This window comes from Xanthobacter luteus (assembly GCF_040049235.1).
In the GTDB taxonomy this organism is placed as follows: Bacteria; Pseudomonadota; Alphaproteobacteria; order Rhizobiales; family Xanthobacteraceae; genus Xanthobacter.
In genome coordinates this window covers 145,920-159,471 of record NZ_JBDZDO010000006.1, presented here as the reverse complement: position 1 = coordinate 159,471, position 13,552 = coordinate 145,920, and the positions used below count along the sequence as shown (strand labels likewise).

Annotated in this window: 14 protein-coding genes; 11 read left to right on the top strand and 3 right to left on the bottom strand. The window is 69.2% G+C overall.

Features of this window, described 5'->3' with window-relative positions:
* Positions 1-52: 52 nt before the first annotated feature.
* Genes ABLE88_RS18175 through ABLE88_RS18150 form a run of 6 tightly spaced genes read left to right on the top strand, consistent with a single transcriptional unit; the run spans position 53 to position 5,379 of the window.
* Entirely contained in the window at positions 53-1,168 is a 1,116-nt protein-coding gene (locus ABLE88_RS18175; protein ID WP_348833112.1) for a microcin C ABC transporter permease YejB, read from the top strand.
* 1 nt (position 1,169) lies between these two features.
* The gene (locus ABLE88_RS18170) at positions 1,170-2,378 is read left to right on the top strand and encodes an ABC transporter permease (RefSeq protein WP_348833111.1); all 1,209 of its coding nucleotides are present in this window, start codon (positions 1,170-1,172) and stop codon (positions 2,376-2,378) included.
* 32 nt (positions 2,379-2,410) lie between these two features.
* Entirely contained in the window at positions 2,411-2,659 is a 249-nt protein-coding gene (locus ABLE88_RS18165) for a hypothetical protein (protein ID WP_348833110.1), read from the top strand.
* The gene (locus ABLE88_RS18160; RefSeq protein WP_348833109.1) at positions 2,659-3,093 is read left to right on the top strand and encodes a type II toxin-antitoxin system VapC family toxin; all 435 of its coding nucleotides are present in this window, start codon (positions 2,659-2,661) and stop codon (positions 3,091-3,093) included. Before ABLE88_RS18165 ends, ABLE88_RS18160 begins: the two co-directional genes overlap by 1 nt.
* Positions 3,094-3,100: 7 nt before the next feature.
* A complete protein-coding gene (locus ABLE88_RS18155; protein WP_348833108.1) occupies positions 3,101-4,741 on the top strand; it encodes an ABC transporter ATP-binding protein in 1,641 nt (546 codons plus the stop codon).
* Positions 4,738-5,379 carry an NUDIX domain-containing protein gene (locus ABLE88_RS18150; RefSeq protein ID WP_348833107.1) on the top strand — a complete coding sequence of 214 codons (642 nt, stop codon included), beginning with the start codon at positions 4,738-4,740 and terminating at the stop codon, positions 5,377-5,379. The genes ABLE88_RS18155 and ABLE88_RS18150 overlap by 4 nt, the downstream gene beginning before the upstream one ends.
* Before the next feature lie 64 nt (positions 5,380-5,443).
* Here ABLE88_RS18150 and ABLE88_RS18145 read toward each other — a convergent pair whose 3' ends face one another.
* Positions 5,444-6,244 (bottom strand): creatininase family protein, encoded by an 801-nt coding sequence (locus tag ABLE88_RS18145; RefSeq protein WP_348833106.1) that lies wholly within the window; start codon positions 6,242-6,244, stop codon positions 5,444-5,446.
* 255 nt (positions 6,245-6,499) lie between these two features.
* On the opposite strand from ABLE88_RS18145, the gene ABLE88_RS18140 reads away from it, so the two are divergent.
* The 4 genes from ABLE88_RS18140 (at position 6,500) to ABLE88_RS18125 (ending at position 9,943) form a co-directional block, all read left to right on the top strand.
* Entirely contained in the window at positions 6,500-6,991 is a 492-nt protein-coding gene (locus ABLE88_RS18140; RefSeq protein WP_348833105.1) for a MarR family winged helix-turn-helix transcriptional regulator, read from the top strand.
* 281 nt (positions 6,992-7,272) lie between these two features.
* Positions 7,273-8,025 carry an SDR family NAD(P)-dependent oxidoreductase gene (locus ABLE88_RS18135; RefSeq protein WP_348833104.1) on the top strand — a complete coding sequence of 251 codons (753 nt, stop codon included), beginning with the start codon at positions 7,273-7,275 and terminating at the stop codon, positions 8,023-8,025.
* 58 nt (positions 8,026-8,083) lie between these two features.
* Positions 8,084-8,983, top strand: a complete 900-nt coding sequence (locus tag ABLE88_RS18130; protein ID WP_348833103.1) for a DMT family transporter — start codon at positions 8,084-8,086, stop codon at positions 8,981-8,983.
* A gap of 93 nt (positions 8,984-9,076) precedes the next feature.
* Positions 9,077-9,943 (top strand): type 1 glutamine amidotransferase, encoded by an 867-nt coding sequence (locus tag ABLE88_RS18125; RefSeq protein ID WP_348833102.1) that lies wholly within the window; start codon positions 9,077-9,079, stop codon positions 9,941-9,943.
* An 84-nt stretch (positions 9,944-10,027) separates the two neighbouring features.
* On the opposite strand, the gene hemA is transcribed toward ABLE88_RS18125, so the two are convergent.
* The gene (gene hemA / locus ABLE88_RS18120; protein WP_348833101.1) at positions 10,028-11,314 is read right to left on the bottom strand and encodes a 5-aminolevulinate synthase; all 1,287 of its coding nucleotides are present in this window, start codon (positions 11,312-11,314) and stop codon (positions 10,028-10,030) included.
* Positions 11,315-11,540: 226 nt separating this feature from the next.
* Positions 11,541-12,491: a LysR family transcriptional regulator gene (locus tag ABLE88_RS18115; protein ID WP_348833100.1), complete on the bottom strand. Its 951-nt coding sequence runs from the start codon at positions 12,489-12,491 to the stop codon at positions 11,541-11,543.
* Positions 12,492-12,584: 93 nt separating this feature from the next.
* Between ABLE88_RS18115 and ABLE88_RS18110 the strand changes: the two genes are divergently transcribed.
* Positions 12,585-13,550, top strand: a complete 966-nt coding sequence (locus ABLE88_RS18110) for a Bug family tripartite tricarboxylate transporter substrate binding protein (RefSeq protein WP_348833099.1) — start codon at positions 12,585-12,587, stop codon at positions 13,548-13,550.
* Positions 13,551-13,552: the final 2 nt, after the last annotated feature.

The window sequence follows — 13,552 nt, the reverse complement described above, 5'->3', positions numbered from 1 at the left end:
TTGACGCGGGGGCCGGCCACCGCCACCGTCGCGCATCGGATCGGGAGAAGGAATGCTCGCTTACATCATCCGCCGCATCGCGCTCATGGTGCCGACCATCCTCGGCATCATGCTGGTCTCCTTTCTGGTGGTGCAGTTCGCGCCGGGCGGCCCGGTGGAGCGGGTGATCGCCCAGCTGACCGGCGACAGCGTCTCGGCCACCCAGCGCGTGTCGGGCGGCGGCGGCGACTTCGCCGGCGCGGCGGGCGCCGCCCAGGCCGCCGGCGCGGCGGACGCCATCGGCTCGAAATACCGCGGCGCCCAGGGTCTCGACCCGCAATTCATCAAGGAACTGGAGCAGCAGTTCGGCTTCGACCGGCCGGCGCACGAGCGCTTCTTCAAGATGGTCGCGAGCTACGCCGCCTTCGACTTCGGCCGCTCCTATTTCCGCGACATCTCCGTGATCGACCTCATCGCCGAGAAGATGCCGGTCTCGATCTCGCTCGGCTTGTGGATGACGCTCATTACCTATGCGGTCTCGATCCCGCTCGGCATCGCCAAGGCCATGCGCGACGGCTCGCGCTTCGATGTGTGGACCTCGGCGGTGGTGATCGTCGGCTACGCCATCCCCTCCTTCCTGTTCGCGATCCTGCTCATCGTCCTGTTCGCCGGCGGCTCGTTCCTCGATCTGTTCCCGCTGCGCGGCCTCACGTCGGAGAACTTCTGGCAGATGAGCTGGCCCGACCGCATCCTCGACTATCTCTGGCACCTGGTGCTGCCGCTCACCTCCATGGTGCTCGGGGCGTTCGCCACCATGACGCTGCTCACCAAGAACTCGTTCATGGAGGAGATCCGCAAGCAGTACGTGGTGACCGCGCGCATGAAGGGGCTCTCGGAAAGCCGCGTGCTCTACGGCCACGTGTTCCGCAACGCCATGCTGATCGTCATCGCCGGCTTCCCCGGCGCCTTCATCTCGGCCTTCTTCGCCGGCTCGCTGCTGATCGAGACCATCTTCTCGCTCGACGGGCTCGGTTTGCTGGGCTTCGAGAGCGTGCTCAACCGCGACTATCCGGTGGTGTTCGCCACGCTCTACATCTTCTCGCTCGCCGGCCTGGTGGTGGGGCTCATCTCCGACCTCACCTACATGCTGGTCGACCCGCGCATCGACTTCGAGACGCGGGAGGTCTGACATGGACGCGGTGCCCGTGCTCCAGCCCGGCGAGCCCACCGACGTTCCCGCGGCGCGCGATCTGCCCCACGGGGCCCTGCAGCCGCCCGGGGCAGGGCGGCCGCGCGGGCGCTTCTCGCTCTCGCCGCTCAATCGGCGGCGGCTCGCCATCTTCCGCCATTCCGGCCGCGGCTACTGGTCGTTCATCCTGTTCACGGTGCTGTTCGTCGGCAGTCTGTTCGCCGAGGTGATCGCTAACGACAAGCCGATCCTGGTCTCCTTCGACGGCGCCTATTATATGCCGGTGCTCAAGTCCTATCCGGAGACCGACTTCGGCGGCGACTTCGAGACCGAGGCGGACTATCGCGACCCGTTCCTGCAGAAGCTGATCGCCGAGAAGGGCGGCTGGATGATCTGGCCGCCGATCCGCTATTCCTACTCCACCCACAATCTCGATCTGCCCACCCCCGCCCCCTCGCCGCCCACCTGGATGCTCACCGAGGCGCAGTGCAAGGAGGTGGCGCAGAAGAAGGGCGTGAGCGGCTGCGCCGGGCTCGAATGGAACTGGCTCGGCACCGACGACCAGGGCCGCGACGTGGTGGCGCGCCTGATCTACGGCTTCCGCATCTCGGTATTGTTCGGGCTCGCCCTCACCATCGTCTCCTCGGTGATCGGCGTGGCGGCCGGTGCGGTGCAGGGCTATTTCGGCGGCTGGGTGGACCTGATCTTCCAGCGCGTCATCGAGATCTGGACCGCGATCCCCTCGCTCTATCTGCTGCTCATCATCTCTTCGGTGCTGGTGCCGGGCTTCTGGGTGCTGCTCGGCATCCTGCTCCTGTTCTCCTGGGTGTCGCTGGTGGGGCTGGTGCGCGCGGAATTCCTGAGGGTGCGCAACTTCGAATACGTGCAGGCGGCCCGCGCGCTCGGCGTGTCGAACCTCACCATCATGACGCGGCACCTTCTGCCCAACGCCATGGTGGCGACGCTGACCATGTTGCCCTTCATCCTGTCCTCGTCGGTGATGACGCTGACCGCCCTCGACTTCCTCGGCTTCGGCCTGCCGCCGGGCTCGCCCTCGCTGGGCGAATTGCTGTCGCAGGGCAAGAACAACATCCAGGCCCCCTGGCTCGGCCTCGCCGGCTTCTTCACCGTGGCGCTCATGCTGAGCCTGCTGATCTTCATCGGCGAAGCGGTGCGCGACGCCTTCGACCCGCGCAAGACCTTCGGGTGAGGTGTGGTAGGATGAGCGCGGAGACGAAGGCCATGAACAAGATCGTGCGCGAGCATTATCCGGTCGACAAGCTGCCCGAGGATTTGCGGCAGGGGCTGCCGCATGTCGACACAGTAACCGTCTCCTTGGAAGCCGAACCCGAGGTGATGGCCCTGAAGCTTCCGCATGCTCGCATAGCGCATTTCTCCCAGTGGAAGGAACTTCGGCGCTCTCAGTTTGCATCGACTGAGGAGATCGTCGCTCACGTCCGAGCGCTTCGCGACGAATGGGATCGGCGCTGATGGCTCCTCGCGCCTATCTCGACGCGAACGTGTTCATCGCGGCGCTTGAGCATGTGGGCGCGCATTCAGATCACGCTTGGTGGGTTCTCTCTGCCATCGAGGATGGCGAGGTCGAGGGCGTCACGAGCGAGATCACACTTGCGGAAATCCTAGTGAAACCGATGGAGCGACGTGATGAAGGTGTGATCACTGCATACCAGTCCATGATTTCGAGCGTTCCCGGCTTCATGGTTCCGAGCGTCGATCGGGCGATCTTGATCGATGCCGCCCGGCTGCGCACCACGCAACGGGCATTGAAGCTGCCTGACGCGGTCCATGTGGCGACCGCTTGGCGTTCGGCTGTACGCACTTCATCTCAGACGACGATCGGCTCTCGGTCCCAGAAGGGATCGTCCGCTTGCCCGTCTCTCCATTCACGATCGACGACCTTCTGAAAACTGAATGACCTCCCCCCTCCTCTCCGTCCGCGACCTCTCCGTCGCCTTCCGCCGCGCCGACGCGCCCAAGGGCGAGAGCACCCTTGCGGTCCGGGGCGTCTCCTTCGAGGTCGCGAAGGGCGAGACGCTCGCGCTCGTGGGCGAGAGCGGCTCCGGCAAGTCGGTCACCGCGCTGTCGATCCTGAAGCTGCTGCCCTATCCCTCGGCGAGCCACCCCACCGGCGAGATCCTGTTCAAGGGGCGCGATCTGCTCACGGTCTCCGAGCGCGAGCTGAGGGGCGTGCGCGGCAACGACGTCACCATGGTGTTCCAGGAGCCCATGAGCTCGCTCAATCCGCTGCACACCATCGAGCGGCAGGTGGGCGAGATGCTGATCCTGCATCGCGGCATGAGCACCAAGGCGGCGCGGGCGCGCACGCTGGAGCTGCTCGCCGAGGTGGGCATCCCGGATCCCGAGAGCCGGCTGTCGGCCTATCCGCATCAGCTGTCCGGCGGCCAGCGCCAGCGGGTGATGATCGCCGTGGCGCTCGCCAACGAGCCGGACCTCTTGATCGCCGACGAGCCTACCACCGCCCTCGACGTCACCGTGCAGGCGCAGATCCTGAAACTGCTCAAGGACCTCCAGGCGCGGCTCGGCATGGCCATGCTGTTCATCACTCACGACCTCGGCATCGTCCGCAAGATCGCCGACCGGGTGTGCGTGATGCAGAAGGGCGAGATCGTCGAGCAGGGCGGCGCCGAGGAAACCTTCCGCCACCCCCGCCATCCTTATACCCAGGCGCTGCTGAAGGCGGAGCCGAAGCCCGACCCCGCCCCCGCGGCCCCCGACGCCCCGATCGTCGTGGAGACCGGCGACCTCAAGGTGCACTTCCCCATCAAGGCCGGCGTGATGCGGCGCAGGGTGGGCTTTGTGAAGGCGGTGGACGGGGTCTCGGTCGCCATCCGCAAGGGCGAGACGCTGGGGGTGGTGGGCGAATCGGGCTCGGGCAAGACCACGCTCGGCCTCGCTTTGCTGCGCCTCATCTCCTCGAAGGGCACGGTCGCCTTCCTCGGCCGGCGCATCGACGGGCTCGGCTTCAAGCAGCTGCGCCCGCTGCGCGCCGAGATGCAGATCGTGTTCCAGGACCCCTACGGCGCGCTCTCGCCGCGCATGTCGGTGGCCGACATCGTCGGCGAGGGGCTGCTGGTGCACCAGAAGCAGCTCTCGGCGCAGGAGCGGGAGGCGCGCGTGATCGCCGCGCTCGAGGACGTGGGGCTCGATCCCGACAGCCGCACCCGCTACCCGCACGAATTTTCGGGCGGCCAGCGCCAGCGCATCTCGATCGCCCGCGCCATGGCGCTGGAGCCCGCCTTCGTGGTGCTGGACGAACCCACCAGCGCGCTCGACATGATCGTCCAGGCGCAGATCGTCGACCTGCTGCGCACGCTCCAGCGCAAGCGCGAGCTCACCTACATGTTCATCTCCCACGATCTGCGCGTGGTCTCGGCGCTGGCGAGCAACATCCTCGTCATGCGCGGCGGCCAGGTGGTGGAGCAGGGTCCGGCGCACGACGTGTTCAGCAATCCGCGGGAGGCCTACACCAAGGCCTTGTTCGCCGCCGCCTTCTCGCTCGAGACCGCGCACAGCGGCGTGGTGAACCAGTGAGCGCCCGCACGCTGCCCGCCGGCCCTCCGGCGGATGGGGTGGCGGACGTGGAGGTGAGCGCCCCCGCCGCGCTCGCCGAAGGCTTCCGCCCCTATGAGCGCTATGACGTGGTGCTGCGCCACGACGACGGCAGCGCCTTCCGCCAGACGCGGGACGTGCTGCGCGGCGGGCCGGTGGTGGGGGTCCTCACCTATGATCCGGGGCGGGAGCTGGTGGTGCTGATCCGCCAGTTCCGCCTGCCGGCGCACCTCGCCACCGGGCGCGGGGAGATGGTGGAGATCGTCGCCGGCCGGGTGGAGCCGGGCGAGGATGCCGCGCAGGCGGCGCGCCGCGAATGCCTGGAGGAGATCGGCATCGCCCCGCACGCGCTTTTGCCCATGCTCGGCTTCCTGCCGACGCCGGGGCTCACCGACGAGGCGGCGCAGCTGTTCCTCGGCCTGGTGGACAGCGCGCGGCTGCCGACGCGCGGCGGCGCCGAGAATGAGGTGGAGGTCACCCACCCCTTCACGGTCTCCATCGAAGACGCGCTGGGCGCGCTCGATGGCGGGCGCTGCGTCAATGGCTATCTCATCATCGCGCTGCAGTGGCTGGCGCTGAACCGGGCGCGCCTGCCGGAGCTTTTGGCGGCGGCGGGCTGAAGGCGGCCGGCGCGCGCCGGCCTCAAGCCTGCCGTCGGGCCACCATGACCGCCCCGGGGGCCCCTCAATCGCGGCCGCGCTCGAAATGCCCGAGGTCGAAGGCCGCGACGTCCGCCAGCAGCTCCACGAACGCCCTCGCGCCGAAGTCCGCCGCCGCCTCGCCCTTGGCGGCGGTGGCGCCGCGCGCGTCGCCCATGGCGCCGCTCGGGTGCAGGTCCTCGCTCATCCAGCCGAAGCCGATGGGGTGGTTGGCGCGCAGGTGGGTGAAGCGCGCCTCCATCTGCCGGCTGAAGGGGGCGAAGTCGGCCGCCTGGCCCATGTCCACGAGGTCGGGGCGGAAGGCGAGCATGAGCGAGGTCTCGATCTCCCCGCCATGGATGCCGTGGGCGCGCTCGTCGGCGCCGAACAGCCCCTCGGGATAGCCGAAGCGGTGCATGGAGGCCATCACCGCCAGCATGGCGTGGCGCGCCCTCAGCTTGCGGGCGAAAAGGTCCATCACCGGCACGTTGCCGCCATGGGTGTTGAGGATCACCAGCCGGCGAATGCCGGCGGCGGCGACGCAGTCGCCGATCTCCAGCCAGGCGGCGAGCGCCGCCTCCGGCGTGAGCGAGAGCGTGCCGGGAAAGGAGAGATGCTCGTCGGACTTGCCCACCGCCTGCACCGGCAGCGCCAGCACCGTGAGCCGGGGCGGCACCAGAGGCGCGATGCGCGCGAGATAGCCCTCGCAGATGACAAGGTCGGTTCCGAGCGGCAGATGCGGCCCGTGCTGCTCCACCGCCGCGAGCGGGAGCACCGCGATGGCGTCTCCGGCGGCGGCCGCCTGCGCGAGGCGCGGCGACGTAAGATCCTGCCAGCGCGCGAACACTTCGGCCTCCTCTGCGGGCGGGGGATGGTAAAGGCCGGCCCGGTCCAACCGAGGGTATGCTATATGTTCGCGGGCACCGAAAGACGGAGCAGCGGGACCAGGGCGCCATTGTCGGCCGGAACCTTCGCAAAATTGTAAGCCGGCGCGTGGATAAGTACGCCACGCGCAGCGGGCGGAACGCGGCACGGGGCGCGGCAGATGGGCGAGGACACTGAAGGCGCAACGTCTTCGGGGGGACCCGCCATGGGGGCAGGCATGAAAGACCCGTTCGCGAAGACCATCGGCTACCGGCTGAACCATACCGCCCGGCTGCAGAAGGCCCTGTCGGCGCGCCTGCTCGCCGACCTCGGCCTGTTTCCGGGCCAGGAATCGGTGCTCAAGCTGCTCTCGGAGGAGGACGGGCGCACCATGGGCGACCTCGCCTCGGCGCTCCGGGTGCGGCCGCCCACCGCCTCCAAGACCATCGCCCGCCTCACCACCCAGGGGCTGGTGGAGCGCCGCGCCACGGACGGCGACGGCCGCCTGGTGCGGGTCTTCCTCACCGAGGCGGGCCGCGACCGCGGCGGCGCCATCGACGGCGTGTGGGAGACGCTGGAGGGCGAGATGGTGGCCGGGCTCGACGGCAAGGAGCGCAAGCGGCTGCGCAAGCTGCTGCGCAAGGTGGAGAAGAACCTCGCCCTGCGCCTCGGCGCCGACGGCGGCGTGGACGACGAGGCCGAGCCGGGCGACGAGGACGACGACGCCTGACCGCTCCGGGCCGCCGGCCGGGCACCCGCAGCCCGGCCCCGCGCCAGGCGCAGGCACACCCGGGTCGCCCATGCGCCGATTGCGCTTTTTTCTCGCGCGGCGGCGCGCTATGCCTATTTCAATCGATTAGGGCGCGGCTCCGGTCCCGCCCTGGGGCGGCGCATGGGCCTCCGGGGGCATCGCCCGGCGGCCGATCGGGCGTCCGCAGGGGCGCCAAGACGCGCGCAGAGCAAGGTGCCGGGGACCACATCCGCCAAGGCGCCGGGAAAAGAGGGGGGGTCATGTCCAACGCCATCGATCTTCAGGGCCGCGCCGCCATCGTCACGGGCGGGGCGCAGGGCATCGGCCGCGCCGTGGTGGAGCGCTTCGTCGCTTCGGGCGCGAGCGTGGTCATCTTCGACCGCGACGCCCCCCTCGCCGGCGCGACCGCCGACGCCATCGGCCGCGACAAGGTGACGCCCGTGACCGTCGACGTCACCAGCCTCGCCGACGTGGAGCGCGCGGTGGCGCAGGCGCGCGCGGTGCTGGGGCGCATCGACATCCTGGTCAACAATGCCGGCATCGCCGGGCCGAACCACACGGTGTGGGACTATCCCGAGGCGGCCTGGCGGCAGGTGATGGCGATCAATCTCGACGGCCCCTTCTTCTGCTGCCGCGCGGTGGCGCCGCACATGATCGCGCAGAATTACGGGCGCATCGTCAACGTCGCCTCCATCGCCGGCAAGGAGGGCAACCCCAACGCCTCGGCCTATTCGGCCTCCAAGGCGGGCGTGATCGCGCTCACCAAGTCGCTGGGCAAGGAGCTTGCGGGCCACGACATCGCGGTCAATTGCGTGACCCCCGCGGCGGCGCGCACGGCGATCTTCGACCAGATGAGCCAGCAGCATATCGACTATATGCTCTCGAAGATTCCCCGCGGGCGATTCGTGCAGGTGGACGAGGTGGCGGCGACCATCGCGTTCGCGGCCTCGCAGGATTGCTCGTTCACCACCGGCGCGGTGTTCGACCTCTCGGGCGGGCGCGCCACCTATTGAGGCCTGCCGCCTGCCGGGGTCCCGCGCCTGCGCAGGTCCGTCACCCTTGAGGTTGTCCATGGCGCCCGAAGGGCCAGCCACACCCTCGGCCCGCGCGACGCTCGCCGGCATCGGCCTGATGTGCCTTGCGGTGACGAGCTTCGCGCTCACCGACGCCAGCGCCAAATGGCTCAGCGGCCACATCAACGTCCTGATGGTGGTGTGGGCGCGCTATGCGATCCACTTCGTGGTCTCGCTCGCGGTGTTCAATCCGTGGAGCGTGCCGGGGCTGCTGCGCACCCGGCGGCCCTGGCTCCAGCTCGGCCGCTCGGCGCTGCTGTTCTCCACCACGGCGCTGAACTTCGCCGCGCTCCAGGTGCTGCAGCTGGACCAGACCGTCTCGATCATGTTCTCCACCCCCTTCTTCGTGGCGCTGATGGCGGGGCCGCTGCTCGGCGAATGGGTGGGCGCGCGGCGCTGGATCGCCATCCTGGTGGGCTTCGCCGGCATCCTGCTGGTGGTGCGGCCGTGGTCGGGCGGCATCCATCCGGCGGCGTTCCTGTCGCTCGCGGCGGCCGCCACCTATGCGCTCTATTCCATCACCACGCGCATGCTGGTGCCCTACGATTCCTCCCCCACCACGCTGTTCTATTCGGCGCTGGTGGGCACGATCGCCGCCACCCTGCCCCTGCCCTTCGTGTGGCAGACGCCCAGCGAGCCCCTGGTCTATGGTGGCATGCTGTTTCTCGGCGCGATCGCCGGGGCGGGGCACTTCGTGCTGATCCTCGCCCATGCGCGGGCGCCGGCGGCGACGCTCGCGCCGTTCATCTACACCCAGATCATCGCCATGGTGGCGCTCGGCTGGCTGCTGTTCGGCCAGGTGCCGAGCCTTTGGACGCTGGCCGGCGCGGCGGTGGTCATCGCCTCGGGCATCTATCTCATCCTGATCGAGCGCAGGACGCGCCGGCACGCCCCCTGAGCCGGCCGCCCGCGTTTTGCGGGTGCTTCTCGTTTTCGTCAAAAAGCGGCTTATGCTGCGCTGCTGCACGTCCCTTGAACCCCCGTGAGGATCATGTCCGCCCCCCGCCTGCTGGTCGTCGAAGGCAACACCGCCGAAGCCCGTGCACGCCAGGTCCAATTCGGCGGAGAGGCCGCCAGCGAGGGCTATGCGCGGCTTTTGCGCGAGCTTTGCCCCGGCGCCGTCGCCGACATCTGCTACCCCGCCGACCCCGGCGCGAACCTGCCCGACAGCGCCGGCCTCGACGGCTATGACGGCATCGCCATCACCGGCTCCTCGCTCAACATCTACAATGGCGGCGCGCCGATCGCGCAGCAGATCGACCTGATGCGGGCGGCGTTCGAGACCGGCGTGCCCATCTTCGGCAGCTGCTGGGGGCTGCAGCTCCTCACGGTGGCGGCGGGCGGCGTGGTGCGGCGCAATCCCAAGGGCCGCGAGGTCGGCTTCGGCCGGCGCATCCGCATGACCGAGAAGGGCGCGGCCCACGCCATGTTCGTGGACAAACCGCCGGTGTTCGAGGCCATGACGGTGCATCTCGACGAGGTGGAGACGCTGCCGCCGGACGCCGAGATCCTCGCCACCAACGACCATTCCGAGGTTCAGGCGGCGCAGATCCGCGCCGGGCGCAGCCTCTGCTGGGCGGTGCAGTACCACCCGGAATATCCGTTCCGGGAAATGGCGGCGATCTTCCGCCGGCTGAGCCCCTCGCTGGTGGCCGAGGGCTTCTTCCTCGACGAGGAGGAGGAGGCCGCCTTCATCGGCGACCTCGAGCATTTCGAGCGCGAGCCGGCCAACAAAGCGCTGGCCTGGCGCTACGGGGTCGACGGCGCGGTGCTCTCCAAGACCACGCGCACCATCGAGCTGAAGAACTTCGTCGAACGCCACGTGCTGCCGACCCGCGCCGCCCGCGGGCGCGGCTGAGCGCCAGCCCGTTCCGTTTCGGAAACGAATCGGCCCCGGACGATGCCGGGGCCGCGGGATTCGACGTGTTGCGCGCGCCGGGGATCAGCCCCCCGCCACCGGCACCGGGATCGGCGCCGGGCCGAGCGCCGTGCGGCGCTGGTTGTCGGCGCGTGCGGCCACGCGGTCGGCATAGGGCAGTTCCAGGCGCTCCCACACGTCCGACAGCGCGCGCGCGAGATGGGCGATCAGCGCGTCGTCGTGGAACGGGGTCGGCGTGATGCGCAGGCGCTCGGTGCCGCGCGGCACGGTCGGGTAATTGATCGGCTGGATGTAGATGCCGTATTCGGCGAGCAGCAGGTCGGAAGCCATCTTGCAGGCCTTGGCGTCGCCCACCATGACGGGAACGATGTGGGTCGACGTGTCCATCTGCGGCAGGCCGGCGGCGGCGAGCGCCGCCTTCACCTTCGCCACCTGGGCGCGCTGGCCCTCGCGCTCGGCGGCCGATTCCTTCAGGTGCCGCACCGAGGCGGCGGCGGCCGCGGCGATCGCCGGCGGCAGCGCGGTGGTGAAGATGAAGCCCGGCGCGTAGGAGCGCACCGCGTCGACGATCAGGCGCTTGCCGGTGATGTAGCCGCCGACCACGCCGAACGCCTTGCCCAGCGTGCCCTCGATCACGTCGATGCGGTGCATCACGCCGTCGCGCTCGGCGACGCCGGCGCCGCGCGGGCCGTACATGCCCACCGCGTGCACCTCGTCGAGATAGGTCATGGCGCCGTAGCGCTCGGCGAGATCGCAGATGCCTTCCATAGGGGCGATGTCGCCGTCCATGGAATAGACGCTCTCGAAGGCGACGAGCTTCGGCCGGTCGCCGGTCGCCTTCAGCAGCTCCTCCAGGTGGCCGAGGTCGTTGTGGCGGAAGATCGCCTTCTGCCGGCCGCCCTGGCGCACGCCCTCGATCATGGAATTGTGGTTGAGCTCGTCGGAGATCACCACGCAGTCGGGGATCAGCTTGACGATGGTGGAAATGCCGGTGGCGTTGGAGATGTAGCCGGAGGTGAAGACGAGGCCCGATTCCTTGTCGTGCAGATCGGCGAGCTCGCGCTCCAGCATGACGATCTCGTGGCTGTTGCCGGAGATGTTGCGGGTGCCGCCGGCGCCGGCGCCGCGCGCCTGCGCCGCCGCGCACATGGCCTCCACCACCTTCGGGTGGGAGCCCATGCCGAGATAGTCGTTGGAGCACCACACCACGATGTCGCGCGGGCCGCCGGGCGAATGCCAGACCGCGCGCGGGAAGCGCGACGCGTCGCGCTCGATCTCCGCGAAGGTGCGGTAGCGGCGCTCCTTGCGGAGCGCGTCGATGGCATCGGCGAAGAAATGATCGTAGTTCATTTCGAACCCTGCGGCAGGCTGAGGCCCGGATGGCGCCGGATACCCCCGAATTGTTCTCTTTGTAGAATGACACCTTGCTCTTTGTATTGATGCCAATCAAGGGGCCGGCGGGCCCGCGCGGCGATCGGGCGCGGGGGTGGCGTGCGCCCGGGAAACGCTTCGCAGTGCAATAGAAAAGGAGCGGGCCTGAGCAAAGGCGGGGGCGCGCCCGCGCGCGCCTGTCGGTTCACGGATTGCCGGCGGCGCGTCCCGCGGAGGCCGAGCGGGCGGCGTCGAAGATGGCCTGCTCGACGAGGTCCAGCGCATCGTCCGGCATCGCCCGCTCGCGCCGGTAGACGCACAGCGGCGGCAGATCGCAGGCGAGATCGCAGTCGAGGATCGCGACGATGCCGAAGCCCTCCTGGGCGCGCGAGACGGCCTCGGGCAGGATCGCCAGCATGCCGGTGACATGCAGCAGATTGATGAGCACCGAGGACGAATAGGTTTCCAGTCGGGCCGCGGGCGGCTGAAGCCCGGCGCGCACGAAGGCATGCTCCATCGCCAGCCGGGTGGGCGAGTTCAGCGGCGGCATGATCCATTCCTCATCGAGGAGATCGGCGACGGCGAGCCCGCGCGCTTTGGCCAGCCGGTGGGCGCGGCCCGCCACGACGACCCCCGCCTCCTGGTGGACCGCCCGCAGGCTCAATTGGCTGCCCGGCGGCAGCGAGCAATGTCGCGCCAGCACGAGATCGAGCATGCCCTCGCGCAGATGGGCAAGGAGCGTCTCGGTGGTTTCCTCGGTCACGGAGAACGCCATCGCCGGCGCGCGCTCCATCGCCAGCTTCAAGGTCGCCGGCATCAGGAACGGCGCCGCATAGGGGATGACGCCCAGCTTGCGCTGGCCGCTGGCGCCGGTCCGATACGCGTCGATGCGCCGGGCGAGCAGGTCGATCTCCGCCAGCAGCGGGGCGGCGCACCCCATCAGGAACGTGCCCATCTCGGTCGGCGCCAGCGCTCGCGTGGTCCGGGAAAAGAGCGGCTGGCCGATGAGAAATTCGAGGTCCTTGAGCGCCTTGGTGACGGCCGGCTGGGTGATGCCGAGTTCCGCCGCAGCCTTGCTCAGGGAGCGGTGCGTGTCGACGGCGCGCAGGAGATGCAGGTCCTTGAGCCGCAGGCGGCGGGCGAGGTCGGCAGACATATATCCTCAGGTGATAAATCGATGATCAGGTTTCATTTTTTGAGAATATATCAATCTCCTACGCTCGGGCATTCCAGAACAAGGGGAATGCCAATGCGCATCATGCTCGCACTGACGGCGGCCTTGGCCGCGCTGCTCGGCTCCGACGCCGGCCACACGCAGACCTTTCCCGATCGCCCGGTGACGGTGGTCGTGCCCTACGGTCCCGGCGGCACGGGCGACGTCATCGCCCGCACCCTCGCCGAGCATCTGCAGAAGCAGATGGGCGCGACCTTCCTGGTGCTGAACAAGCCGGGCGCCGCCGGCACGCTCGGCGCCGCCGCCGTGGGGCGCAGCACCCCCGACGGCTACACGCTGCTCCTGGGCTACACCTCGGAGATGGTCATCACCCCGGCGCTGATGGACAAGCCCGGCTACGCCCTGGACGATTTCGTGCCCGTCGCCTTCACGGGCGAGACCCCGCTCCTCCTGATCGGCCGTCTCGGCCTTCCGGCGGATGACATGCGCGGGCTGCTGAAGGCTTTCAAAGCCCAATCGGCCAAGTTCACCTATGCGTCCGCCGGCCCCGGCAGCCCGGCCCATATTGCCGGCGAACTGCTCAACCGAACGGCCGGCGTGGCCCTGGTTCAGGTGCCCTACAAGGGTGGAGCCCAAGCGGTGGGCGACATTCTGGGCGGACACGTGGACGTCTATTTCTCCGGCATGCCGCCGGCCCTTCCCAACGTGCAGACGAACAAGGCGGTCGCGCTCGCCGTGACCGGCACCGCGCGCGCGCCGCTCCTCCCGAACGTTCCCACCATGAAGGAGGTCGGCCTCGAAGGCTTCGACCTGTCCGGCTGGTTCATGCTGTTCGCCCCGCGGCAGACGCCGGGCGCGGTGGTGGACCTGCTGCGCCGGGAGACGGCGCGCGCGCTCCAGGACGATGCCGTGCGGGCGAAGCTCGCCCAGGCCGGGGTCGAGGTGCGCTCCATGGACCCCGCGCAGATGGCCGCCTTCCTCGATCACGAGCACCGCAAGTACGAGCGGCTGCTCAAGGACCTGAACATCTCGCAGAAGTGAGG